20 protein-coding genes are annotated in these 22,934 nt (G+C 71.6%); 11 read left to right on the top strand and 9 right to left on the bottom strand.

The window, feature by feature from the left end; genetic code table 11:
- Positions 1 to 14 precede the first annotated feature (14 nt).
- Together H7F53_RS13155 and H7F53_RS13150 are read right to left on the bottom strand one after the other, a co-directional pair.
- Positions 15 to 983, bottom strand: coding sequence for a quinoprotein relay system zinc metallohydrolase 1 (locus H7F53_RS13155; RefSeq protein ID WP_185679961.1), 969 nt, complete (start codon positions 981 to 983; stop codon positions 15 to 17).
- Positions 980 to 1,771, bottom strand: a complete 792-nt coding sequence (locus H7F53_RS13150; RefSeq protein WP_185679960.1) for a quinoprotein dehydrogenase-associated SoxYZ-like carrier — start codon at positions 1,769 to 1,771, stop codon at positions 980 to 982. Before H7F53_RS13150 ends, H7F53_RS13155 begins: the two co-directional genes overlap by 4 nt.
- Positions 1,772 to 1,819: 48 nt before the next feature.
- Between H7F53_RS13150 and H7F53_RS13145 the strand changes: the two genes are divergently transcribed.
- The 7 genes from H7F53_RS13145 (at position 1,820) to H7F53_RS13115 (ending at position 9,247) form a co-directional block, all read left to right on the top strand.
- Entirely contained in the window at positions 1,820 to 2,422 is a 603-nt protein-coding gene (locus H7F53_RS13145; protein WP_185679959.1) for a rhodanese-like domain-containing protein, read from the top strand.
- A gap of 143 nt (positions 2,423 to 2,565) precedes the next feature.
- Positions 2,566 to 4,086, top strand: coding sequence for an aldehyde dehydrogenase (adh, locus tag H7F53_RS13140; RefSeq protein ID WP_185679958.1), 1,521 nt, complete (start codon positions 2,566 to 2,568; stop codon positions 4,084 to 4,086).
- Between the two features lie 141 nt (positions 4,087 to 4,227).
- Positions 4,228 to 4,542: an EthD family reductase gene (locus H7F53_RS13135; protein WP_185679957.1), complete on the top strand. Its 315-nt coding sequence runs from the start codon at positions 4,228 to 4,230 to the stop codon at positions 4,540 to 4,542.
- A 19-nt stretch (positions 4,543 to 4,561) separates the two neighbouring features.
- Complete coding sequence (locus tag H7F53_RS13130; protein ID WP_185679956.1) at positions 4,562 to 5,014, top strand: DUF779 domain-containing protein; 453 nt, start codon at positions 4,562 to 4,564, stop codon at positions 5,012 to 5,014.
- Between the two features lie 60 nt (positions 5,015 to 5,074).
- Positions 5,075 to 6,241 (top strand): FIST N-terminal domain-containing protein, encoded by a 1,167-nt coding sequence (locus H7F53_RS13125; RefSeq protein WP_185679955.1) that lies wholly within the window; start codon positions 5,075 to 5,077, stop codon positions 6,239 to 6,241.
- Positions 6,242 to 6,264: 23 nt separating this feature from the next.
- Positions 6,265 to 8,538: a hybrid sensor histidine kinase/response regulator gene (locus H7F53_RS13120; protein ID WP_379542791.1), complete on the top strand. Its 2,274-nt coding sequence runs from the start codon at positions 6,265 to 6,267 to the stop codon at positions 8,536 to 8,538.
- 4 nt (positions 8,539 to 8,542) lie between these two features.
- Positions 8,543 to 9,247, top strand: a complete 705-nt coding sequence (locus H7F53_RS13115) for a CPBP family intramembrane glutamic endopeptidase, BDIM_20840 family (protein ID WP_185679954.1) — start codon at positions 8,543 to 8,545, stop codon at positions 9,245 to 9,247.
- Between the two features lie 108 nt (positions 9,248 to 9,355).
- Here the strand turns inward: H7F53_RS13115 and H7F53_RS13110 are convergent, their stop codons facing one another.
- The 4 genes from H7F53_RS13110 to pedF form a co-directional block, all read right to left on the bottom strand.
- Positions 9,356 to 10,000 carry a response regulator transcription factor gene (locus H7F53_RS13110; RefSeq protein ID WP_185679953.1) on the bottom strand — a complete coding sequence of 215 codons (645 nt, stop codon included), beginning with the start codon at positions 9,998 to 10,000 and terminating at the stop codon, positions 9,356 to 9,358.
- A 94-nt stretch (positions 10,001 to 10,094) separates the two neighbouring features.
- Positions 10,095 to 11,840 carry a methanol/ethanol family PQQ-dependent dehydrogenase gene (locus H7F53_RS13105; protein WP_185679952.1) on the bottom strand — a complete coding sequence of 582 codons (1,746 nt, stop codon included), beginning with the start codon at positions 11,838 to 11,840 and terminating at the stop codon, positions 10,095 to 10,097.
- A gap of 208 nt (positions 11,841 to 12,048) precedes the next feature.
- Positions 12,049 to 12,933, bottom strand: coding sequence for a substrate-binding periplasmic protein (locus H7F53_RS13100; protein ID WP_185679951.1), 885 nt, complete (start codon positions 12,931 to 12,933; stop codon positions 12,049 to 12,051).
- Positions 12,926 to 13,348 carry a cytochrome c-550 PedF gene (gene pedF, locus H7F53_RS13095; RefSeq protein ID WP_246438894.1) on the bottom strand — a complete coding sequence of 141 codons (423 nt, stop codon included), beginning with the start codon at positions 13,346 to 13,348 and terminating at the stop codon, positions 12,926 to 12,928. Before pedF ends, H7F53_RS13100 begins: the two co-directional genes overlap by 8 nt.
- A 219-nt stretch (positions 13,349 to 13,567) precedes the next feature.
- On the opposite strand from pedF, the gene H7F53_RS13090 reads away from it, so the two are divergent.
- The 3 genes from H7F53_RS13090 (at position 13,568) to H7F53_RS13080 (ending at position 18,250) form a co-directional block, all read left to right on the top strand.
- A complete protein-coding gene (locus tag H7F53_RS13090) occupies positions 13,568 to 14,578 on the top strand; it encodes a PQQ-dependent catabolism-associated beta-propeller protein (protein ID WP_185679949.1) in 1,011 nt (336 codons plus the stop codon).
- Between the two features lie 124 nt (positions 14,579 to 14,702).
- On the top strand, positions 14,703 to 16,109 hold the full coding sequence (locus tag H7F53_RS13085) for a porin family protein (protein ID WP_185679948.1): 1,407 nt from the start codon (positions 14,703 to 14,705) through the stop codon (positions 16,107 to 16,109).
- Between the two features lie 107 nt (positions 16,110 to 16,216).
- Positions 16,217 to 18,250: a TonB-dependent receptor gene (locus H7F53_RS13080; RefSeq protein WP_185679947.1), complete on the top strand. Its 2,034-nt coding sequence runs from the start codon at positions 16,217 to 16,219 to the stop codon at positions 18,248 to 18,250.
- Positions 18,251 to 18,328: 78 nt separating this feature from the next.
- Here the strand turns inward: H7F53_RS13080 and H7F53_RS13075 are convergent, their stop codons facing one another.
- From H7F53_RS13075 to H7F53_RS13065, 3 genes are all read right to left on the bottom strand, one after another.
- Positions 18,329 to 18,739 (bottom strand): c-type cytochrome, encoded by a 411-nt coding sequence (locus H7F53_RS13075; RefSeq protein WP_185679946.1) that lies wholly within the window; start codon positions 18,737 to 18,739, stop codon positions 18,329 to 18,331.
- A gap of 110 nt (positions 18,740 to 18,849) precedes the next feature.
- Positions 18,850 to 19,611, bottom strand: a complete 762-nt coding sequence (locus H7F53_RS13070; RefSeq protein WP_185679945.1) for an SDR family NAD(P)-dependent oxidoreductase — start codon at positions 19,609 to 19,611, stop codon at positions 18,850 to 18,852.
- A 75-nt stretch (positions 19,612 to 19,686) separates the two neighbouring features.
- Complete coding sequence (locus H7F53_RS13065; protein ID WP_185679944.1) at positions 19,687 to 21,789, bottom strand: malate synthase G; 2,103 nt, start codon at positions 21,787 to 21,789, stop codon at positions 19,687 to 19,689.
- Positions 21,790 to 21,886: 97 nt separating this feature from the next.
- Between H7F53_RS13065 and H7F53_RS13060 the strand changes: the two genes are divergently transcribed.
- On the top strand, positions 21,887 to 22,777 hold the full coding sequence (locus H7F53_RS13060; protein ID WP_185679943.1) for a LysR family transcriptional regulator: 891 nt from the start codon (positions 21,887 to 21,889) through the stop codon (positions 22,775 to 22,777).
- The last annotated feature ends 157 nt before the right edge of the window (positions 22,778 to 22,934 follow it).

The raw sequence follows: 22,934 nt of genomic DNA, 5'->3' as shown, positions 1-22,934 counted from the left end.
CCGGTGCGGCCCGCTCAGTCGATCCGCGGCAGCCGGGCCGCCTCGATCGCGGCATAGAAGTGCGCGACGCTGCGCTGCAGCTCGTAGCGCGCGGCGGCCAGCCCGGCAAAGCGCGCGGGAATCGGCTGGGCGCCGGCCTCGACCATGTCGAGCCCCTGCGCGGCCGCCCCGGCCAGCGCCTCGGACAGCCAGTCGAGCCAGTCGCGGGTCTGGGCGATCGCCCGGCCGGCCGGATCAGCCGGGCCGTGGCCGGGCAGCAGCAGGCGGTGCGGCAGCGCGGCCAGGGTGTCGAGCGCGGCGCGCCAGCGGGCGAGGTCGGCGTGGGGTGTCGCCGGCGCGCGGTCGTGGAACACCAGGTCGCCGGCCAGCAGCGTCCCGCTCGCCTCGTCGAGCACGGCCAGGTCGCCGCCGCTGTGGCCGGCCAGCGCCACCAGGTGCAGCCGACGGCCGCCCAGCTCGAGCAGGCCCGGCGTCAGCCGCCGCAGCGGGATGGCCAGCTCGGTCCCGCGCATCCAGTCGGCCAGCAGGCGGAACATCGCATCGGTCATGGCCGGGCCGTCGCGTTCGAGCTGGGCGATCGTCTCGGGCAGGGCCGCGACCAGCGCCGGGTCGAAGGCCGCCGCGCCCAGCGCATGGTCGGGATGGAGGTGGCTGACCAGCACCAGCGCCGGATCGCGCCCGGTCAGCCGCCGCGCCAGCGCGCGCAAGGCGGCGCCGTAGCCGCGCGAGGGCCCGCAGTCGAACAGCACCGGGCCGGCCATGGTGGCGAGGATGGCGCAGTTGGCGATGGCCCCGCCATTGGCGAAGGCCATCGGCGCCGCCGCTCCGCGCACCAGCCACAACCCGGGCGCGACCGCCTGGGGGCGCAGCGCATAGCGCCCGGCGAAGGTCTCACCCTGCAGCGGGGCGGCGGCGCCGACGGCCAGCCCGGCCAGCGCGCCCAGCGTCTGCCGCCGGGTCGCCGCGCCCAGCCGCGGCCTCATGGCCGGTCCGGGCCGGGCACCCGCCCGCTGAACTCGCGCCCGTTGCTGTCGCGCAGGTGCAGCGTGGCAGCACCCGGCCGGCCGGGGAACAGCAGGGTGAAGGCCGGATCCTCGGCCACGGCGCCCCACACGGTCAGGCGGGCCGGATCATGGCCGGCCATGGCCACGGTGACGGTCTCCACGTGATAGGCGGGCACGTTCTCGACCAGTCCGGTGTCCATCGGATGGCGGACGGTGAAGCGCAGCCGCGTGCCCTCGGGCGTGGCGAAGGCCGCGCCGCGCAGCTCGCCAAGATGCTCGGCCCAGTCGCCCCGGGCGCGGCTGACCGGCGGCGCCGAACAGCCCCCGCCAGCGGCATCGACCCAGGCCCCGCTGACGTGCCAGCGCCCGTCGCCGGCCAGCACCGCGGCGCGCACCGGCGTGCGCTGGTCCAGCTTGATCCGGAGCGCCAGCCAGGGCGCCGCTCCGCCCGGGGCGAAATCGACCGCGACCGGAATCGGGTTGAGATCCGCCAGGATCACGATCCGTCGCACCCCACCCAGCGCCCGCGCATCGACCGCCACGGGGAAGATGTGCTGGTTCTCGGCAATGACCGGCAATGCGACGCGCACGGCCGGATCGAACACCACGGGGGCGCCGGCGAACAGGCGCGCGGCGTGCAGCGCCCACAGGGGCGAGCCGAGCGGATCGCGCGCCACCGTTGGCGGCCGGCCCGGCGCGGGCGCCGCGGGTGCGGCGGCGCCAAGCAGCGCCAAGGCGGCCAATGCAGGAAGGGGCAAGCGGACCATACCTTGGCACAATAGCGCCCGGCGCGCGGCACTCTATTGTGCCATGGGATGAGACGCAGGCAGGCCCTGACGCTGACGCTTGGCGCCCCTGCGGCGCTGCTCGGCACCCTGCCCGGCGCTGCGGGAGCCGCGCGCGGGCAGGACGCGGCTGCGGCGGCGCCGGCTGCGCTGTTCGACGCCGATGGGTTCCGCCAGGCCCGCTACCGCGCCCCGGTCGACCGCGCGCCCGATCCGGCGCGCCGGCTCACGCTCGCCGCGGCGCTGCAGCTCCGGCCCGGGCACGACGCCCTGTTCCTTGACGTGCTCCCCGCCGAGGGGGCCAGGCGCGACCCCGGCACGGGCGTTTGGCGCGGGGTCCCGCCGCACCAGACCATCCCGGGCGCCCGGTGGTTCCCCGAGGTGGGCCGCGCGGCGCCCGATCCGGTGCTGTGGCGCGGGGTGCTGGACGCGGTCGCGGCGGCCCGGAAGCGCCATCCAGACTGGCCGGTCGTGGTGTTCTGCCGGGCCGATTGCTGGATGGGCTGGAATGCGGCGCGGCGGCTGGCGCTGGCCGGCCTGCCCAACGTCTGGTGGCAACCCGAGGGAATCGACGGCTGGCACGACGCCGGCCGCGCCCTGGCCGCGGCCGATCCGGTGACCGTCGCGCCTTGAGCCGGCGGATCACGCCGCTGCCGCCCGGCCGGGTCCGACCGAAGGTACAATTGGCGCCGCCCGGAGCCGCGCGCAGTCTCCCGCTCAGCCGATTCCGCCCGCCCGGCCACGATGCTTCGGCGGCGTTCCACAGGAGAGAGCCCATGCTGCAACAGGCCATGAACAAATTCGCCGCCACCTCGCTGTTCCGCGAGCGCTACGACAACTTCATCGGCGGGCGGTGGGTCGCTCCGGTGAAGGGACAGTACTTCGAGAACATCTCTCCGATCACCGGCCGGCCGGTCTGCCAGGTCGCCCGCGGCACCGCCGAGGACATCGAACTGGCGCTCGACGCCGCGCACAAGGCCAAGGAAGGCTGGGGCAAGGCCTCGCCGACGGAGCGGTCCAACGTGCTGCTGCGCATTGCCGACCGGATGGAGGCCAACCTCGACCTGCTGGCGCTGGCCGAGACGATCGACAACGGCAAGCCGATCCGCGAGACCACCGCGGCCGACATGCCGCTGGCGGTCGACCACTTCCGCTATTTCGCCGCCTGCGTCCGCGCCCAGGAAGGCTCGATCGCCGAGATCGACCATGACACCATGGCCTACCACTTCCATGAACCGCTCGGCGTGGTCGGCCAGATCATCCCCTGGAACTTCCCGGTGCTGATGGCCGCATGGAAGCTGGCCCCGGCCATCGCCGCGGGCAACTGCGTGGTGCTGAAGCCGGCCGAGCAGACCCCGATGTCGATCATGGTCCTGGCCGAACTGATCGCCGACCTGCTGCCGGACGGCGTGCTCAACATCGTCAACGGCTTCGGGATCGAAGCGGGCAAGCCGCTCGCCACCAGCCCGCGGATCAGCAAGATCGCCTTCACCGGCGAGACCACCACCGGCCGGCTGATCATGCAGTACGCCAGCGAGAACCTGATCCCGGTCACGCTGGAGCTGGGCGGCAAGAGCCCCAACATCTTCTTCGCCGACGTGATGGCCGAGGATGACGACTATCTCGACAAGGCGCTGGAAGGCTTCGCCATGTTCGCGCTCAACCAGGGCGAGGTTTGCACCTGCCCGAGCCGCGCGCTGGTCCACGAATCGATCTATGAGCGGTTCATGGAAAAGGCGATCAAGCGGGTCCAGGCGATCCGCATGGGCAGCCCGCTCGACATGGCGACGATGATCGGCGCCCAGGCCTCGAACGACCAGCTCGAGAAGATCCTGTCCTATATCGACATCGGCCGCGGCGAAGGCGCCAAGGTCCTGACCGGCGGCTCGCGCCAGGTCCATGAGGGCGAGCTGGCCGAGGGCTACTATGTCCAGCCGACCGTGCTGGAAGGGCACAACAAGATGCGGGTCTTCCAGGAGGAGATCTTCGGCCCGGTGCTGGCGGTGACCACCTTCAAGACCGACGAGGAGGCGCTGAGCATGGCCAACGACACGCTCTACGGCCTGGGCGCCGGGGTGTGGAGCCGCAGCGCCAACACCTGCTACCGCTTCGGCCGGGCGATCCAGGCCGGGCGCGTCTGGACCAACTGCTACCACGCCTACCCGGCCCACGCGGCCTTCGGCGGCTACAAGCAGTCGGGCATCGGGCGCGAGACGCACAAGATGATGCTCGATCACTATCAGCAGACCAAGAACCTGCTGGTCAGCTACAGCCCCAAGGCCCTCGGGTTCTTCTGAGGCGACGGGCACAGGGTGGGCCGCCTTCTTCCGGAAGGCGGCCCTTCCGGTTTTGGGCCTGCCGGTTCTGGAGCGGGGCGATCCTGTGGCATGCCCCGCCCAGGCCCGGGATCGGGCCGTTGGGATGGGGGAGATCCGGCGATGACCAGCCAGGCGGCGGTGCTCAACGTGCTTTATGGCGAACCCGCCGATCCGGCGGCGTTCGAAGCCTATTACGCGGCGACCCATCTTCCGCTGGTCGCGCGGATCGCCGGGATCGAGCGGGCCGTGCTGATCAGGGGCCTGCCCAATGCCGATGGCAGCAAGCCGGCCTATTACCGCCTGGCCCAGCTGTTCTTCGCCGGCCCGGAGCAGATGGAACGGTCGCTCGGCTCGGCCGAGGGCCAGGCCGCGGTCGCCGATCTGGCCCAGTTCGCCACCGGCGGGGTCACCGTCGTGGTTGGCGAGGTCGGCTGATCCCGGTGCGCCGCAGGCCATGACCACGCCCCCGCGCATTCTCGCCAGCCCGGCGGCCGAGGCCTTGATCGCCCGGCTGGTTGCGGCGCACGGGCCGCTGATGTTCCACCAGTCGGGTGGATGCTGCGACGGATCGGCCCCGATGTGCTTCGTGCGCGGCGAGTTCCGCGTCGGCGGGCGGGACGTGCTGCTGGGCCATGTGGGCTCCGGCCCGGGGGCGGCGACCCCGGTGTGGATCGGGGCGGCCCAGTTCGAATACTGGCGGCACACCAAGATCACCCTGGATGTCGTGCCGGGCCGCGGGGCCGGAATGAGCCTGGAGGCGCCGGCAGGGCTGCGCTTCATCGTGCGCAGCCGGGTATTCGACGAGGCCGAGACCGCGGCGCTCCTGGCCGCGGGCGAACCGCCACGGGGCGACTGCGCCGAGGACGCCACCAGCGCCCCGGTCGCAAAGGGATTGGAACCCGGGTGATGATTGGGTAGAACCCGGGCGGGACACGCGGGGCGCGGATCCGGCGCAAGCCGGACGGGGATGGAGGAGAGGTTGGCGCAAACCGGCTTGGCCGATGATCTGGCCGTCGTGTCTTCACACCGGAGCAACCCGGCCGATGCCGTGGCCGAAGTGGTCGCCGGGATCGGCGGTCGCCGACTCGCCGGCGGGCTGCTGTTCTGCTCCCACCGCTACCCGCGCGAGCCGCTGGCCCGCGCCCTTGCCGGCCGGCTGGGCGGTCTGCCACTGATCGGCTGCACCAGCGCCGGCGAGCTCAGCCAGCGCGGCTACGACGAGGACAGCCTGGTCTTCATCGGCTTTCCGGCCAGCGACTTCCGCATGGCGCTGCACTGTTTCGACGATCTCGACCATTTCGATCCGGCGATGGGCCGCGAGGCGATCCGCCGGCTCGCCGCCCGCCTGACCCGGGCCGAGCTTGGCGGTGAGGCGGCGCCGCTGCCCAACCGTGCGGCGATCTTCCTGGTCGATGGCCTGTCGCACCGCGAGGAGCTGCTGGCGATGACCGTGCAGGAGGCGCTCGGCGACACGCCGATGGTCGGCGGCTCGTCGGGCGACGGCATGCGGTTCCGCGAGACCGGGATCCTGGTGGGCGACCGCTTCCTCAGGGACGCCGCGGTCGTTGCGCTGCTCTCCAGCCGCCGGCCGATGCAGGCCTTCACCGCCAACCACTACCTCCCCGGCGCCGAGAAGATGGTGGTGACGGCGGCCGATCCGGCCGCCCGGGTGGTCCACCAGATCAATGCCCTGCCCGCCGCCGACGAATACCTGCGGCTGGCCGGGCGGACCGGCGAGCAGCTCGACGCGGCCTTCTTCGCCGCCCATCCGCCGATGGTCCGCGCGGGTGGCGGCTACCACGTCCGCTCGATCCAGTCGGTCAACCCCGACGGCAGCCTGACCTTCTACTGCGCGATCGACAACGGCATCGTGCTCAGCATCGGCGAGCCGGTCGACCGGCTGAGCCAGCTCGAACGGCTGTTCGACGGGCTCGAGGCCGGGCTGGGCGGGATCGACCACGTGATCGGCTTCGACTGCGTGCTCAACCGCATCGACGCCGAACGGCGCCAGCTGCAGCGCGCCGTATCCGAACTCTACGCCCAGCGCGGGGTGGTCGGCTTCAACACCTATGGCGAGCAGTTCCGCGCCGCGCATATCAACCAGACCTTGAGCGGGCTGGCGATCGGGCGGTGAGCGCGCCGGCGCCTTCCGCCCCGGTGCCCGGCGCGCCACCGGCCGGATGCCCGGCACCCCAGACCGCGCGCGAGGCCGAGCTGGCCGCGCGGGTGGCCCAGCTCGAGACGATCAACGCCGCGCTGATCGACCGGGTCGAGCGGGCGAGTGACGTGCAGGGCGGGGCCTTCTCGATGTTCGAGACAGCGATCTCGCTGGAAACGCTGGTGCGCGAACGCACCGCCGCGCTCGAGGACGTGCTGGCGCGGCTGTCGCACGCCAATGCCGAGCTCGCCGTGGCCCACCGCGAGGCCGAGGCCGCCCGGACCCGCCTGCGCGACGCGATCGAATCGCTGGAGGACGGCTTTGCCCTGTTCGACAGCGAGGACCGGCTGATCATGTCCAACGCGGCCTATCGCCAGTTCTGGCCCGAGGTGGCGGCCCTCCCCGCGGCCGCTCCCTTCGCCGACGTCGCCCGCGCCGTGGCCGAGGGCCAGCGCACGATCGGCGCCCTCGCCTCGCCCGAGCGCTGGGTGGCGGAACGGGTGGCGCGGCATGCCACGGCCGACGGGGTCCACGTCCAGGCCCTGACCGACGGCCGCTGGCTGCAGATCAACGAGATCCGCACCTCAGAAGGCGGGACGGTGGGAATCTACACCGACATCACCGAGGTCAAGGCCGAGGACGCACGCGAACGGGCGCGCGAACTGGCCGAGCGCAACCTGGCCTTGCAGGCCACGCTCGACACCCTGTCGGAAGGGGTCTGCCTCTATGACCAGAGCCAGGCCCTGGTCGTCTCGAACGGCGGGCTCGAGCGGATCCTCTGCCTTGCTCCTGGCGATCGCCGTCCGATCGCCACTCAGGTGGAGCTCATGGCGCATTGCCAGCGGCTCGGGCTCGAGGATCCGGAGGTGCTGGACTGGCGCCAGGCGCCCGGAGCGCGGCGGCGCGCGCGGGCGCAACTGGGCGAGCGGGTGGTCGAGATCCGCAGCACCCCGATCCTGCCCGCCGGCATGGCCTACAGCTTCGACGACATCACCGACCGCCTGCGCTACGAGGCCGAGCTGCGCGAGGCGGCCGAAACGCTGGAACGCCGCGTCGCCGAGCGCACCACCGAGCTCGAGACCGAGGTGGCCGAGCGCCGCGCGGTGGAAGTGCAGTTGCTCGCCGCCAAGACCGCGGCCGAGCACGCCAACCGCTCGAAGACCAGCTTCCTCGCGGCGGCCAGCCACGATCTGCTCCAGCCGCTCAACGCCGCGCGCCTGTTCGTCGCCGCACTCAGCGAGCGGCGGCTGGCCCTGCCCACCCGCGCGCTGGTGCGCCAGACCGGGGTGGCGCTCGATTCGGTCGAGGAGCTGCTCGAGGCCCTGTTCGAGATCTCGCGGCTGGATGCCGGGGCGGTTCAGCCCGATATCACCGCCTTCGAGCTGGACCGGATGATCGGCGCGCTGCGCATCGAATTCGCCGCCCAGGCCAAGCAGGCCGGGCTGTCGTTCGACATCCCCGACACCGGGCTCTGGGTTCGCTCGGACTTTCGCATGCTGCGCCGCGTGCTGCAGAACTTCCTGTCCAATGCGCTGCGCTATACCCCGACCGGGCGGGTCTCGGTGGCCGTGACCTGCGAGGGCGACGAGGTGCGGATCGCGGTGAAGGACACCGGGCGCGGAATCGATCCGGACAACTTCGAGGCGATCTTCGAGGAGTTTCGCCGCATCGCCCACCACAAGGGGCCGGCGGGCAAGGGCCTGGGTCTGGCCGTGGTGCGCCGGGCCTGCCAGATGCTCGACCATACGGTCGAGGTCGCCTCGGAACCGGGCCAGGGCTCCGAATTCGCGGTGCGGGTGCCGCTGGCGGCGGCCGGGCAGACCGAACGCACGGAAACCGGGCCGCGCGGCCGCGCCACTGGCGAGGATGCCGGCGGCACCGTGCTGATCGTCGACAACGAGGACGCGATCCTTGAAGGCATGCAGGCGCTGCTCGGCCGCTGGGGCTATGCCGTGCTGACCGCGCCGAGCCTGGCCGCGGCCCGGGCGCTCGACCTCGCCCGGCAGCGCCCGGCGTTGATCATCGCCGACTATCACCTCGACGACGGCCAGCGCGGCGACGCGGCGATCACCGCGCTGCGCGGCGATCTGGGCGACCTCCCCGCCCTGGTGATCAGCGCCGACCGCAGCGACGAGGTCAAGGCCAGCCTCGCCGCCCAGGGCATCCCGATGCTGCACAAGCCGATCAAGCCCGGCCAGCTGCGCGCGCTGATGCGCACCATGCTGGGGCGCGGGTCGACGGCTGGCAAGGTGGAGAGTGTGGCGGCGGAGTGAGGCGATGAATGGTCTGATTGGACTTGCGGGCGTCATCGGCATCCTGCTCGGCGCCGGCCTGGTCGTGGGCCTCGGCAATCGCGCCGCCTTCTCGCCGCGGTGGCTGTTGATCTCGGCCCTACTCGTGACGCTCAACGATGCCTTGCTGACCAATGCCTACCGGTTGCTGCCCAATATGCTTGGTGGAACCTGGAACTGGCAGGGCAAGCTGCTGGCGCTCGGGGCGAGTCTGGCGATTGCGGCCATGCCGGCGTTCGGCTGGCGCCGGACCGGGCTTACCCTGTCGCAGGCCCGGGGCAGCTGGCGCCCGGCGCTGGCGGTCGGTTTGCTCTACGCGGCCTTGTTCGTGGCGAAGGCCCTGGCCTTTCCCGGTGACAAGCCCGATGGTGAAACGCTGGCCTTCCAGTTGACCCTGCCCGGACTTGAGGAAGAGGTCTTCTATCGCGGCGTGCTGCTGCTGGCGCTGGACCGGGCATTCACCGGCCGGGTGACCTGGCTCGGGGTCGAGTGGGGTTGGGGCAGCGTGTTGTCGTGCCTCCTGTTCGGCCTGGCCCACGCGTTCGGATTCTCGCACGGCACCTTCACGTTCGATCCGCTCACCATGGCACTGACCGGCGGCCCAGCCTTCCTGGCCGTGTGGCTGCGCCTGCGCACCGGCAGTCTGGCCCTGCCCGTGGTGCTGCACAACCTCGGCAATGCCTTGCCCTAGCGGGCTCGAGCAGCCTGGCTTTCGGATTCGCCACGAGGTTGCCTGCGTGGATCCAGCGTGGCGACAGCGGGGTCCGACCTGTCCGGCCGGTTGCCGGAACCGCGCGACTCAGTTGAACCCCGCCCGGTTCGCCAGGATCACCGCGTGGGTGCGCGAATAGGCGTGAAGCTTCTGCAGGATGGCCGAGACGTGGGCCTTGACCGTGGTCATCGACACGTTGAGCTCATAGGCGATCTGCTTGTTGAGCTTGCCGTTGACCAGATGGCGCAACACGACCGTCTGCTGCGGGGTCAGCGTGTCGATCCGGGCGAGGGTCTGCGCGGCCTCGCGGCTGGCGTCATCCTCCTCGCCGAGGAATTCGGGGATATAGATCTCGCCCTCGAGCACCTGGCGCAGGGCGTCGACGATCTCGTTGCGCTTCAGGCTCTTGGGGACGAATCCCGCGGCGCCGGCGGCCAGGGCCTCGCGCACGGTGATGCGGTCAAGCTGGCCCGAGACCATCACCACCGGGACGCTGGGAAAATGGTCGCGCAGTTCGGTCAGGCCGGAAAAGCGCGTGACGTCAGGAATGTTGAGATCGAGCAGGACCATGTCGACCTCGTCGCCGCGCGACAGGGCGTCGACCGCCTCGGTCAGGGCCCCGGCCTCGAGGATCTCGCAGTCGGGGAAGCTGATCTCGAGCAGACTGCGCATGCCGTCACGGACCAGCGAATGGTCATCGACGATCAGCACCCGTTCCATCTCGATATTCATTCCCGTGGCTGCTCCGGTCAACTTAGCATGAATGGGACGCCCGGCAATCGGGGCGAAGGGGGACGACCCACAGGCCCTCCCCCACCCGCCCCGGTCAGCCCTTGGGCAGCTTGAACACCCAGAGCGAACCGCCCTGGCTGATGTCCTTGAAGGTCTTGGCAACCTCGCCGCCCCACAGCGGCACGGCGCCGCCCCAGCCCGACATCACGGCGACGTACTGTTCGCCGTCCTGCTGCCAGGTGACCGGCGAGCCGACCACGCCCGAGCCGGTCTGGAACTTCCACAGCTCCTGGCCGGTCTTCGCGTCGAAGGCCTTGAGGTAGCCCTCCGGGGTGCCGGTGAAGACCAGCCCGCCGGCGGTGGTCAGCACGCCGCCCCACAGCGGGGCCTTGTTCTTGTATTCCCACACGATCTTGCCGGCGGTCGGGTCCATCGCGCGCAGCGCGCCGATGTGGTCCTCGGCGATCGGCCTGATGGTGAAGCCAGCGCCCAGATAGGCCGCGCCCTTCTTGTAGGCGATCGGCTCGTTCCAGATGTCCATGCCCCAGTCGTTCGACGGGATGTAGAACAGCCCGGTCTGCTGCGAATAGGCCATCGGCATCCAGTTCTTGCCGCCGAGGAAGCTGGGCGAGGAGAACACGACCTTGCCCTTCTCGGCCCCGACCGGCGCGCCCGGACGGTTGTCGTCGTTGTAGTTGGGCCGCCCGGTCTTGGGGTTGAACCCGTTCGCCCAGGTCGTCTGCATCACGAACTTGCTCGCGCTGACGAACTTGCCGTTGGTGCGGTCTAGCACGAAGAAGTAGCCGTTACGGTCGGCCTTGGCGCCCAGTTTCATCGGCTTGCCACCGATCGTGGCATCGAACGGGATGAACTCGTTCACGCCGTCGAAGTCCCAGCCGTCGTGCGGCGTGGTCTGGAAGTGCCACTTGATCACGCCGGTGTCGGCGTCGATCGCCAGGGTCGAGCTGGTGTAGAGGTTGTCGCCCGGACGCAGGTGGCTGTTCCACGGGCCGGGGTTGCCGGTGCCCATGAAGATCAGGTTGCTGTCCGGGTCATAGGTGCCGCCCAGCCAGGTGGCCCCGCCCCCGGTCTTCCACATGTCGCCCTGCCAGCTGGCGTTGAGCTTGCCGGTCATGCCGTTGGGCTGGCCGCGCAGGGTGCCCACATGGCCCTCGATGGTCGGGCGTTCCCAGATCAGCTCGCCGGTGTTGACGTCGCGCGCCTGGACCGAGCCGACGATGCCGAACTCGCCGCCGGAGTTGCCGTAGATCACCATGTCCTTGACGATCATCGGCGCGGCCGTGGCCGAATAGCCGGCCTGGTAGTCGGCCAGGGTCTTGTTCCAGATCACCTTGCCGGTGTTGCGGTTGAGCGCGATCAGGTGCGCGTCGAGCGTGGCGAAGATGATCTTGTCGCCATGGATCGCGGCGCCGCGGTTGACCACGTCGCAGCACGGCATGATCCCGTCGGTGAGGCGCGCGTTGTACTCCCACTTCTTTTCGCCGGTGCGGGCATCGAAGGCGAACAGGCGCGAGTACGAGCCGGTGACGTAGATCGTGCCGTCATAGACAATCGGCTGCGATTCCTGGCCGCGCTGCTTCTCGCCGCCCAGCGACGAGGCGAAAGCGGGGACGAGGCCCTTGACCGTGGCGGTGTTGACCTGGGTGAGCGTGGAATAGCGCTGGCCCCAGGGCCCCATGCCGTTGGTGAGGACCGCGCTGGTGTTGGTCGCGCTCGCCGCGATGTCCTGGCTGGTCGGCCCCTCCGCGCGGACGGGGGCGGCGGTGACCAGCGCCACGGACGCCAGGCTCACGAGGCTGCGCCGGATAGTGCCCTTCATACTCTCCTCCTGTTCTGTGCTCGCTCCCCACGGTCTGGCCGCGCGGAAACCGAAACCCGGAAGTCCCCGAGGGACCCGGCGGGCCCCTCCTTCCGTTGCTTCCCCGGGAAACCTATCGGGCGGGGGAGGAGCGACAATTGCACCTTCGGCCTAGACCGGGCCGCGCCCGGGGTCGGCAGCGCGGGCGGGAACGTGGTCGAGCGGGCGCTCAGCCTGCGAGCGCGGCGTGCCATTCGACGCCGTGCGCGGCGAACAGCCGGGCCAGATCGCCGCGCGTGGCCAGCTCGGCCAGCGCCGCCTCCAACGCATCGCCCAGCGTGCGGCTGTTGTCCTTGACCGCCATGGCGACGTCCCAGCCGGGCGAGGCCAGCGCGGGGATCGGGCCGCGGCGGCGGCGCAGCCCGGCCGCGGGGAAATCGTGCAGCGCCGCCTCGGCCTGGGCGCGCGTGCCCATGGCCACGTCGGCCTGTCCGCCGGCCAGCGCGGCCATGGCGCCGTAGCCGGTGGTGTGGTGGCGCACCCCGGCGCCGAGCACCCCGCCGAAGCTGCCGAGCAGGTAGGCGTCCGACATCGTCGCGGTCTCGGCAGCCAGGCGCTTGCCGCGGAACTGCACCGGCGGGGCCTCGCAATCGCCGCCGTCGGGTCCGCAGAGGATCGCGAAGCCCTCGCGGTAATAGGGCGCGACGATCGCCACCTGATCGCTGTCGAGCATCAGCTGGCGGTCGAACGGGACGTGCAGCATCACGTCGCAGGGCTGGAAGCCAAGCAGGCCGCCGCGCCACACCACGTTGCGCAGGTCGGCGGCGAGATCGTCGCCGGCGTAGAATTCGACCACCTCGGCCCGGACCTGCAGCGCCGCGGCGAGCGCCTTGCCGAGATCGACATCGATCCCGCGCAGCACCCCGCCCTCGCTCCACGACCACGGCCGGTTTTCGGCATAGACCCCGACCCTTAGCCGGCCCTCGGCGCGGACCCTGGCGAGCGGTGCGGCGCGCAGCGGCTGCGGCAGCAACGCCGCCGCGCCCAGTGCGCCGAACAGGCCGCCGAGCAGGGCACGGCGGCCCAGCCGGCCGCCGGAGCGCGGCTCACTCATCGGTGTGCTTGGTCTCGAGCCAGGTGCGGATCGCCCAGCCGGCCTTCTGGCCCAGCACCTCGCCCATCGGCGGCATGTAGACCTTGCCCTCGCGGACCGAGCCATGCTGGAAACGCTGGACGAACCATTCATCGCCCGAATCGCCCAGCTCGAGCAGCCGCAGGTCGGGGGCGATCCCGCCCGAGATGGCATCCAGCCCGTGGCAGCGCGCGCAGTTCTGACCATAGGCCGAGGCGCCAATCTCGATCGCCTTGGCATTGCCGCGATAGGGATTGTGCGTCAGCCAGGTCTCGTTGCTCGGGGCGATGTCCGGCAGCGCGGTGGTGTCGACCGCCTGCGGCGTGACATTGCCGTGGGCCGACAGGCGCGGCGCCGCGCTGAGCGTCAGCGCCGCAGCGGCGGCCAGCAGCAGCATCCGCCCGATCTTGCGGTTTCCGGTCGTGCCCGACATCTCAGCATCCTTCCGTTCGCACCGGCCGTTCGCTCTGGCGGCGGCCAGGGGCGCGGACCGGCGGGTGCCATCCTTGGTCTGCTCGCGAAGGTACTGGCCGCGCCCGCGCCCAGACATAGTACCTTGGTCCCATATCGGCCCCGGGCCAGCCCCATAGGATGGTGCGGACGAGAGGACCCACGCATGACCGTGACCAACCCCTGCCGGGCCGCACTGGCCGGGCTTCTGCTGCTCCACACGGCTGGCGCCGCCGCCGCGGAGGGCACCGCCGCCAAGGGCACCGCCGCCAAGGGCACCGCCTATGTCAGCAACGAGCGCGGCGACAGCGTGACGGTGATCGATCTCGCCAGCCGGGCCGTGACCGCCACCTGGGCCGTAGGCAAGCGCCCGCGCGGCATCGCGGTTTCCCGCGATGGCAGCCGGGTGTTCGTCGCCGCCGGGCAGGACAATGCGGTCGAGGTGCACGAGCGCGCCAGCGGGCGGCTGCTCGCCACCCTGCCCGCCGGGCAGGACCCGGAGCAGTTCTTTCCCTCGCGCGACGGGCGCCTGCTGTTCGTCGCCAACGAGGACGATGCCGCCGCCACCGCGATCGATCTCGCGGCCGGGCGGGTCGCCTGGCAGGTCCCGGTCGGCCGCGAACCCGAGGGCATCGCCGAAAGCCCCGACGGCCGCTGGCTGGTGGTGACCAGCGAGGACCAGCACAGCGTGGCGTGGATCGATCTCGCCAGCCGTCAGCCCGTGGCCGAGACCGCCACCGCCGAACGGCCGCGCCATGTCGAGTTCACGCCCGACGGCAGCGCGCTGTGGGTGGCGGCCGAGGCCGGCGGGGTGGTCCAGGTGATCGATCCGGCCAGCCGCGCGGTGGTCGCAACGATCCCCTTCGCCCCGCCCGGCGTGCCGGCCTACAAGGTCCTGCCCTGCGGGATCCGCTTCACCGCCGACGGGCGGCGCGCGGTGATCGCGCTGGGGCGGGCCAACCACGTCGCGCTGGTCGATGTCGCCAGCCGCAGGGTCCTGTCCTACAGCGCGGTCGGCGGGCGGCCCTGGCATCTCGCGCTGACCCCGGACGGCGGCGGCGCGCTGGTCGCCAACGGGATGAGCGACACGGTCAGCCTGGTCGATCTCGCCACCGGCCAGGTCACCGCCACGATCCGCGCCGGAGCGGGGCCGTGGGGTGTCGCGGTGGCGCCCTGACCCGGCCGCGGCAGGCGCCCATTGGCCTTTGGTATCAGGACCGAAAGTCCAATTCCGAGGCCCTCCCCCCCGTCTCATGATCCGCTCCAGCCGAACGGACGGCATGATCAATTGGGGGAGTACCATGGGAAGGTTCACACTGCTCGGCGGCGCGTCCGCCGTCCTGGCCCTGTGCCTGAGCGCCACCAGCGCCCAGGCCGGCACCACCGAGACGCTGCTCAAGCGGCTCCACGACAAGGGCATCCTCAGTGACGAGGAATATGCCGAACTGACGCGCGAGGAGCAGGCCGCCGCCGCCGCGCCGGCACCCTCGGCCACCGCCGCCATGACCACGGCCCAGGCCGCGCTCGACGTCAGCCACATGGTCCGGCGGACCGATTCCGGCGTCGGGCTCGAGGTCGGCGGCGCGACGCTCACCTTCACCGGCTCGGTGAACGGGTTCTACGTCCATGACAGCCCGCAGGCCGCCGGGGCGCGCACCGCGGTGACCGGCGGGATCGCGAATGTCGGCGGCAACGGCACCAGCGCGGTGCGCAACGGCCTGCTGCCCGGCTTCCTCAAGGTGGAAGTGACGACCAAGCAGAACGGCTGGGACGTTGGCGCGCACTTCGGGATGTATCCCGGGATCAACAGCACGGCCTGGGGCACGCTCGGCGCCAACAACGGCGGCCAGCCGACCGCGCTGGCCACTTCGGGGATCGATTTCCGCCAGACCTTCCTGACCGTGGGCAAGGCGGGCTTTGGCACGCTGAAGATCGGCCGCGACATCGGCCTGTTCGGCTCGGACGCGATCCTCAATGACATCACCCTGCTCTCCTCGGGCGCGCCGGGCGGCAATGTCGCCCCGGGCAACACCACGTTGGGGCGGATCGGCTCGGGCTACATCTACACCGACTTCCAGCCGCAGATCACCTATACCACCCCCAGCATGGCCGGGCTCCAGGCCTCGGTCGGGGTGTTCCAGCCGCTCGCCTCCCTCACCGGCGCGGCCCAGCAGAACAAGACGCCGGGCTTCCAGGGCAAGGTTACCTACGATGGCGCGGTCGGTGGCCTGTCGGTGCATGGCTGGCTCTCGGGCATCACCCAGCGCCACAACGCGCTGACCGGGCTGAGCTACACCGGCCAGGGCCTGGATCTCGGCGCCAAGGTCACCGGCGGGCCGCTCACCGTGACCGGCTACTGGTACACGGCCAAGGGGCTGGGCACGACCGTGCTCAACCTGTTCGACACCGACGCCGCGGGCAATCCGCGCAAGAGCAATGGCTTCTATGTCCAGGCCCTGCTCAGCGAGGGCAAGTGGGGCATCGGCGCCTCCTATGGCGCGAGCTTCCTGAAGTTCGCCAGCGCCGCCGATGCTGCCGCCAACCCCACCCTGGTGCGCCGCAATGCCAGCACGGTGGGCCAGGTCCGCTACGGCCTGACCAGCTGGGTGACCCTGATCGGCGAATACATCCACACCCAGTCGCGCGCCCACAACGGCAATGCCGCATCGAGCGATGCGGTGGCCGCGGGCGGGATCCTGTTCTTCTGATCCCCTTGCGTGCAGGTGACAGCGATGCTGCGTCGGCCTAGAGGCCGGCGCAGCATCCTGCGTCTGGAGCACCGCCCGGTGGCGGGTGGTTTTGGAAAGTGCCTGTCATGTCCCCTTCGGTCGCCCGTCGCCGCCTGCTCCTTGCCCTGACCACCCTCCCCCTCGCGTCCCTCGCCGTGCTGCCCGGCGCGGCCCGGGCCGACGAGGCCGCACCGGGCCAGCCCGAGCTGGTGGTGCTGGGCCGCGGGCTCCAGGCGCCCCCGGCCAGCCCGGCCTATGGCTCGACCGACATTGCCGGCGACCGGCTCAACCAGGCCGCTTCGGGCCGGATCGAGGATGCCCTCGCCTCGGTCGCGGGGTTCCAGCAGTTCCGCCGCTCGGACAGCCGCTCGTCCAATCCCTCGGCCCAGGGCGTGACGTTGCGCGCGCTTGGCGGCAACGCCACCAGCCGCACGCTGGTCCTGCTGGACGGGGTGCCGATGGCCGATCCGTTCTTCGGCTATGTTCCGCTCTCGGCGCTCTCGCCGGAGCGGCTGGCGGGCGCGCGGGTCACTCGCGGGGGCGGCTCGGGCGCCTTCGGGGCGGGCGCGGTGGCGGGAACGATCGAGCTGGCCAGCGCCTCGGCCGACCAGCTCGGGCGCTTCGCCGGCTCGGCGCTGGTCGACGACCGCGGCGACACCGAGCTGGCCGGCACCTTCGCCCCGCAGCTTGGCAGCGGCTTCGCCGTGCTGTCCGGGCGGTGGGACCGCGGCCCGGGGTTCTGGACCACACCGCCCGCGCAGCGCGCCGCGGCCAGCGTCCGCGCGCGCTACGAAAGCTGGTCGGCCGGGCTGCGCGCCGTCGCGCCGATCACCTCCGATATCGAGCTGCAGGCCCGCGTCCTGGCCTTCCGCGACAACCGCACCCTGCGCTTTGCCGGGGCCGACACCGGCACCGCGGGCGAGGATGCCAGCCTGCGTCTGGTCGGGCGCGGGGCCTGGCAGTTCGACGTGCTCGGCTATGTCCAGCGGCGCGACTTCACCAACGTGGTGGTCAGCGCCGTCACCTTCCGCCCCACGCTGAACCAGCGCGCCACCCCGTCGACCGGGGCCGGCGGCAAGATCGAGCTGCGCCCGCCGGTGGGCGGCGGCCACCTGCTGCGGCTGGGCGGGGACTGGCGGGTCGCGACCGGCGAGACGCTGGAGACCGGGCTGACCCCCACGGTGACCTATCGCCGGGCGGGCGGGACCAATGGCGATCTGGGGGTCTTCGCCGAGGATGACTGGACCCTGGGCGCGCTGATCCTCACGGCCGGGGCCCGTGCCGACCGCTGGTCGATCCGCAGCGGCCACGCCTCGATCGCCCGCCCCGACGGCACCTTCACCAGCAACCTGACCTTCGCCGACCGCAGCGGCTGGCTGGGCAGCCTGCGCGGCGGCGCCGTCGCCCAGGTGAGCCCCGGCCTGAAACTGCGCGCGGCGGGCTACACCGGTCTGCGCCTGCCAACCCTCAACGAGCTGTACCGCTCATTCGTGGTCGCCGGGGTGACCACCAACCGCAACCCGCTGCTCAAGGCCGAGCGGCTCGCCGGGTTCGAGGCCGGGCTTGACCTGGCTCCGCTGCCGGGCGTCAGCCTGAGCGTGACGGCCTTCACCAACCGCGTGCGCGATGCCATCGCCAACGTCACCAGCGCGACCGATCCGAACCAGCGGACGCGGGCCAATGTCGCGGCGATCCAGGCGCGCGGGCTGGAGTTCGCCGCCCATCTCGAGCGGGGTCCGGTCTCGTTCGACGGCTCGCTGGCGCTGACCGATGCCGCGATGCGCGCACCCGGGCAGGCGCTGAACGGCAAGCGCCCCGCACAGACGCCCAAGGTTGCCGCCGCGCTGACCGCCGCCTTCCGCCCGGCGACGGGCTGGACCGCCGCGCTCACCCTGCGCCACGTCGGTGCCCAGTTCGAGGACGATCTGCAGACCGACGTGCTGCCGGCCGCGACCACCCTCGATGCCTTCGTCCAGCTCCCGCTGGCCGGCCCGGCCAGCCTGGTGCTGCGCGGCGAGAACCTTACCGATACGCGGATCATCACCCGCAATTCGGGCGGGACGGTTGATCTCGGGGTGCCGCGTACGCTGTGGGTGGGGCTGCGGGTCGGCCTGCGCTGAAACACGCACAGGACGGACGGGAGCGGCCCCCTTGCCACTCCCGCCCGTTCCCGCTGCTCCCCGGGTCGCCGTTCCGGGTCAGCGCAACTGCTTGAGATAGGCGATGATCTCGGCGCGCTTGGCCGGATCCTTGATCCCCGGGAACGACATGATCGTGCCGGGCACTAGCGCCATCGGCGCGGTGATCCACTTGTCCAGCGTGGCATCGTCCCACTTGAGCCGCGCGGCCTTGAGCGCGGCCGAATAGGCGAAGCCGCCGCGCGCGGCCTTGCCGCCATAGACGCCCCACAGGTCGGGCCCGATCTTCGCCCCGGCGCCCTTGGCCGCATTGTGGCACACCGCGCAGCGCGCGAAGACCGCGGGCGCGGGCGGCGGGGCGGGCGGGGCGGCAACAGCCGGCGCAGCCAGCCCGAACAGCGCCAAGGTCAGGCTGGTGGCCAGCGCGGACCGCGCGGCGGGGCGCAGCAGCGCCAGGGTGGAAAGGGCCATCGATCGTCTCCCGCAGGTGTTTCCCGCGGGGTGCCATGACGTCCGTCCGGGCGGAATTGCACTTTGGTCGGGTAGGCCGGACGAACCCGGCCCAAGCCTCCCCCGGCCGCTCAGCGCGGCGCCATGCGGATCGCGCCGTCGAGGCGGATGACTTCGCCATTGAGCATCGGATTGGTCACGATGCTCTCGACCAGCTGGGCATATTCCTCGGGCCTGCCGAGCCGGCTCGGGAACGGCACCTGGGTGCCGAGCGAATCCTGCGCCTCCTGCGGCAGGCCGGCGAGCATCGGGGTCCAGAAGATGCCCGGCGCGATGCCGACCACGCGGATCGCCGAGCGCGCCAGTTCGCGCGCCAGCGGCAGGGTCATCCCGGCGACCCCGGCCTTCGAGGCAGCATAGGCCGACTGCCCGATCTGGCCGTCGAAGGCGGCGACGCTGGCGGTGTTGACGATCACCGCGCGCTCTTCGCCGATCGGCTCGAGCGTCGCGGCCCGGGCGGCGAACTGGGCCAGCACGTTGAAGCTGCCGATCAGGTTGATGGTGACGACCCGGCTGAAATGGGCCAGCGGGGTGGGCGTGCCATCGCGGGCGATGACCTTGGCCGGGGTGGCGATCCCGGCGCAGTTGACCAGCAGGCGGGCGATCCCGTGGGCCTGCTCGGCCGAGGCCAGCGCGGCGGCGACCGCGGCCTCGTCGGTCACGTCGGTGCGCACGAAGTGGCCGCCGATCCGCGCCGCGGTGGCTTCGCCCGCGGCGCTGTCAAGGTCGAGCAGCGTCACCCGCGCGCCGCGCGCCGCGAGCCGCTCGGCGGTGGCCTGCCCCAGCCCCGAGGCGCCGCCGGTGACGATGGCCGAAAGTCCTGCGATATCCATGCCTGTGATCCCTGGCCTGTGAACCCTGTGAACAGGCGCGCGCCGTTGCATGCACGACGCGGCTTGTCCAGACGGTCAGGCCGCCGCCTTCGCCCGCTGGCGGAAGGCGTGGAGCAGCGGCTCGGTATAGCCGTTGGGCTGGTCCACGCCCTCGAAGACCAGCGCCCGCGCGGCCTGGAAGGCCAGGCTGCCGGCCGGGTCGGCGGCCATCGGCCGGTACAGCGGATCGCCCGCGTTCTGCGCGTCGACCTTGGCCGCCATGCGCAGCAGCGCCGCCTCGACCGCCGCGGGGCTGACCACGCCGTGGAGCAGCCAGTTGGCCAGGTGCTGGCTCGAGATGCGCAGCGTCGCGCGGTCCTCCATCAGACCGATGTCATTGATATCAGGCACCTTCGAGCAGCCAACACCCTGATCGACCCAGCGCACGACATAGCCGAGGATGCCCTGGGCATTGTTCTCGATCTCCTCGCGGATCTCCTCGTCCGACCAGTTCCGGCCCGCCGCGAGCGGGATGGTCAGCAGGGCATCGAGCGCGGCGACCGGCTCGGCCCGGCGTTCGGCCTGGCGAGCAAAGACGTCGACCCGGTGGTAATGGGTGGCGTGCAGCGTGGCGGCGGTGGGCGATGGCACCCAGGCGGTGTTGGCCCCGGTGCGCGGGTGGCCGATCTTCTGCTCGAGCATATCGCCCATGCGATCGGGCATGGCCCACATCCCCTTGCCGATCTGCGCCCGGCCCGACAGCCCGCAGGCAAGGCCGATCTGGACGTTGCGGTCCTCATAGGCCTGGATCCACGCGGTGGTCTTCATCGCCCCCTTGCGCAGCATGGCCCCGGCCTGCATCGCGGTGTGCAGCTCGTCGCCGGTGCGGTCGAGAAAGCCGGTGTTGATGAACATGATGCGGTCCTTCACCGCGTGGATGCAGGCCGCCAGGTTGGCGCTGGTGCGGCGCTCCTCGTCCATCACGCCGATCTTGAGCGTGTGGCGCGCCAGCCCGAGCAGGTCTTCGACCGCATCGAACAGGTCGTTGGCGAAGGCGCATTCCTCGGGTCCATGCATCTTCGGCTTGACGATGTAGACCGATCCGGCGCGGCTGTTGCGCAGCGGCCCGGCGCCGCGCAGGTCATGCAGCGCGATCAGGCTGGTGACGATCCCGTCGAGGATCCCCTCGGGCGCCTCGGCGCCGTCGTCGAGCCGCACCGCCGGGGTGGTCATCAGGTGGCCGACATTGCGCACCAGCAGCAGCGAGCGCCCCGGCAACGTGATCGCGCTGCCATCCGGCGCAACATAGTGGCGATCGGGATTGAGCCGCCGGGTGATCGTGGTCCCGCCCTTGTCGAACGTGTCCTCAAGATCGCCGCGCATCAGCCCCAGCCAGTTGGCATAGGCCTGGACCTTGTCGGCGGCATCGACCGCGGCGACCGAATCCTCGAAGTCGCAGATCGCGGTCAGCGCGGATTCGAGCACCACGTCGGCAATCCCGGCGGGATCGTCGCGGCCGATCGGGTGGTTCCGGTCGATCACCACCTCGATGTGCAGGCCGTTGTGGCGCAGCAGCAGGGTGTCACCGGCGCGGCCGACCAGTTGGGCGGGATCGGCCAGCACCGGATCCCCGCCCGGCCAGGCCGACCAGGACCCCGTGGCGAGCGGCACGGCCGCGTCGAGGAAATCCTTGGCCCAGGCGATCACCGCCGCGCCGCGCACCGGATCGTAGCCCGGCCCGGCCGGGGCGCCGGGGATCGCGTCGGTGCCGTAGAGCGCGTCGTAAAGGCTGCCCCAGCGGGCATTGGCGGCGTTGAGCAGGAAGCGGGCATTGAGCACCGGGACGACCAGCTGCGGCCCGGCGACCTCGGCCAGCTCGCGGTCGACCTGGCGCGGCGCGACCGTGAAGGGCGCGGGCTCGGGCACCAGATAGCCGATTTCGGCCAGGAAGGCGCGATAGGCCGGCAGATCCTGCGGTTGTCCGGCGCGCGCGCGGTGCCAGCCGTCGATCGCCGCCTGCAGCGTGTCACGGCGGGCCAGGAGGGCGCGGTTGCGCGGAACGAAGCGGGTGAAGATCGCCGCTGCGCCGGTCCAGAAGGCAGCCGCATCGATCCCGGTCCCGGGCAGCGCGCAGGTCTCGATGAAGGTGGCCAGCTCGGCGGCGATCTGCAAGCCGGCCCGTTCGACATAGGCGGTCATCGTGTCATCTCCTGATTCCTTGCGGCCGGGCCTATCGCAGCGCCCTTCCCCGCACTAGAAGGAAAGAATTCAACACAGCTTCTCGTTTGAGTTGACAATGTTCGATCCCGATTACGACCTGTTCCTGGCGATCATCGAGGCCGGCTCGATCTCGGCCGCGGCGCGCGCCCGCGGCCTGTCGACCGCGGCGCTGTCGAAACGGCTCGCCCGGCTCGAGCAGCGCCTTTCGGCCCGGCTGGTCCACCGCACCACCCGGCGGCTCGCCCTGACCCCGGCCGGGCGCGAGCTGCACGATGCCCTGCTGCCGCTGCGCGGGGCGCTGCTCGCCGCCGAGGAACGGGTGGGCGGCCGGCCCGACCTGCTGCGCGGCCCGCTGCGGGTGACCGCGCCGACCTCGTTCGGGCGGATGCACGTGGTGCCCTGCCTGCCGGCCTTCCTGACCGCCCATCCCGACATCGCGCTGTCGATCGATCTCGCCGACGACTTCGTCGACCTGCTCGACGGTTCGTGCGACCTCGCGGTGCGCATCGGCGCGCGGATCGGGACCGGGCTGGTCGGGCATCGGCTGGGTACCAGTCACCGGGTGCTCTGCGCGGCGCCGGCCTATCTGGCCGCCTTCGGCGAGCCGGACAGCCTCGCCGCGCTCGCCCGACACCGCCTGCTGGCCACCACCAGCCAGCTGCCGTGGGAGCTCGACGGACCCGAGGGCATGGTCACCCTCCAGGGCGAGAGCCACGTGCGGACCAATTCGAGCGAGGTCGTGCGCGAGCTGGCGCTGGGCGGTTGCGGGATCGCGCTCCGCTCGTTGTGGGACGTCGGCGAGGCGCTGCGGCTGGGAGCCCTGCGCCGGGTGCTGCCGCAGTACCAGGGCTCGCACGATGTCGGGATCTTCGCGGTCCACGCCCCTGCCCCGGCCGTCCCGGCGCGGCTGCGGGCGATGATCGACCATCTCGCCGCCCATCTTCACGCCAGCGGGGCGCTGGGCTGAGCACCCCTCCCCCTGGTTTGACCCGTGGATAGAGAAAAGCCCCGCGTTTTGCGGGGCTTTTCGGTTTGGCCTGGGGTGTGTGTCAGAGCTTTTCGGTGAGCTCGGGGACGATGGCGAAGAGGTCGCCGACGAGTCCGATGTCGGCGACCTGGAAGAT

Source organism: Novosphingobium piscinae (assembly GCF_014230355.1).
GTDB lineage: Bacteria > Pseudomonadota > Alphaproteobacteria > Sphingomonadales > Sphingomonadaceae > Novosphingobium > Novosphingobium piscinae.
This window is presented reverse-complemented; position numbering and strand designations above follow the sequence as displayed.

Excerpts from the sequence above, each read along its gene's own strand:
- H7F53_RS13155 (WP_185679961.1), bottom strand. The coding sequence starts at position 983 with ATGAGGCCGCGGCTGGGCGCGGCGACCCGGCGGCAGACGCTGGGCGCG.
- H7F53_RS13150 (WP_185679960.1), bottom strand. The coding sequence starts at position 1,771 with ATGGTCCGCTTGCCCCTTCCTGCATTGGCCGCCTTGGCGCTGCTTGGC.
- H7F53_RS13145 (WP_185679959.1), top strand. The coding sequence starts at position 1,820 with ATGAGACGCAGGCAGGCCCTGACGCTGACGCTTGGCGCCCCTGCGGCG.
- adh (WP_185679958.1), top strand. The coding sequence starts at position 2,566 with ATGCTGCAACAGGCCATGAACAAATTCGCCGCCACCTCGCTGTTCCGC.
- H7F53_RS13135 (WP_185679957.1), top strand. The coding sequence starts at position 4,228 with ATGACCAGCCAGGCGGCGGTGCTCAACGTGCTTTATGGCGAACCCGCC.
- H7F53_RS13130 (WP_185679956.1), top strand. The coding sequence starts at position 4,562 with ATGACCACGCCCCCGCGCATTCTCGCCAGCCCGGCGGCCGAGGCCTTG.
- H7F53_RS13125 (WP_185679955.1), top strand. The coding sequence starts at position 5,075 with ATGGAGGAGAGGTTGGCGCAAACCGGCTTGGCCGATGATCTGGCCGTC.
- H7F53_RS13115 (WP_185679954.1), top strand. The coding sequence starts at position 8,543 with ATGAATGGTCTGATTGGACTTGCGGGCGTCATCGGCATCCTGCTCGGC.
- H7F53_RS13110 (WP_185679953.1), bottom strand. The coding sequence starts at position 10,000 with ATGAATATCGAGATGGAACGGGTGCTGATCGTCGATGACCATTCGCTG.
- H7F53_RS13105 (WP_185679952.1), bottom strand. The coding sequence starts at position 11,840 with ATGAAGGGCACTATCCGGCGCAGCCTCGTGAGCCTGGCGTCCGTGGCG.
- H7F53_RS13100 (WP_185679951.1), bottom strand. The coding sequence starts at position 12,933 with ATGAGTGAGCCGCGCTCCGGCGGCCGGCTGGGCCGCCGTGCCCTGCTC.
- pedF (WP_246438894.1), bottom strand. The coding sequence starts at position 13,348 with ATGCTGCTGCTGGCCGCCGCTGCGGCGCTGACGCTCAGCGCGGCGCCG.
- H7F53_RS13090 (WP_185679949.1), top strand. The coding sequence starts at position 13,568 with ATGACCGTGACCAACCCCTGCCGGGCCGCACTGGCCGGGCTTCTGCTG.
- H7F53_RS13085 (WP_185679948.1), top strand. The coding sequence starts at position 14,703 with ATGGGAAGGTTCACACTGCTCGGCGGCGCGTCCGCCGTCCTGGCCCTG.
- H7F53_RS13080 (WP_185679947.1), top strand. The coding sequence starts at position 16,217 with ATGTCCCCTTCGGTCGCCCGTCGCCGCCTGCTCCTTGCCCTGACCACC.
- H7F53_RS13075 (WP_185679946.1), bottom strand. The coding sequence starts at position 18,739 with ATGGCCCTTTCCACCCTGGCGCTGCTGCGCCCCGCCGCGCGGTCCGCG.
- H7F53_RS13070 (WP_185679945.1), bottom strand. The coding sequence starts at position 19,611 with ATGGATATCGCAGGACTTTCGGCCATCGTCACCGGCGGCGCCTCGGGG.
- H7F53_RS13065 (WP_185679944.1), bottom strand. The coding sequence starts at position 21,789 with ATGACCGCCTATGTCGAACGGGCCGGCTTGCAGATCGCCGCCGAGCTG.
- H7F53_RS13060 (WP_185679943.1), top strand. The coding sequence starts at position 21,887 with ATGTTCGATCCCGATTACGACCTGTTCCTGGCGATCATCGAGGCCGGC.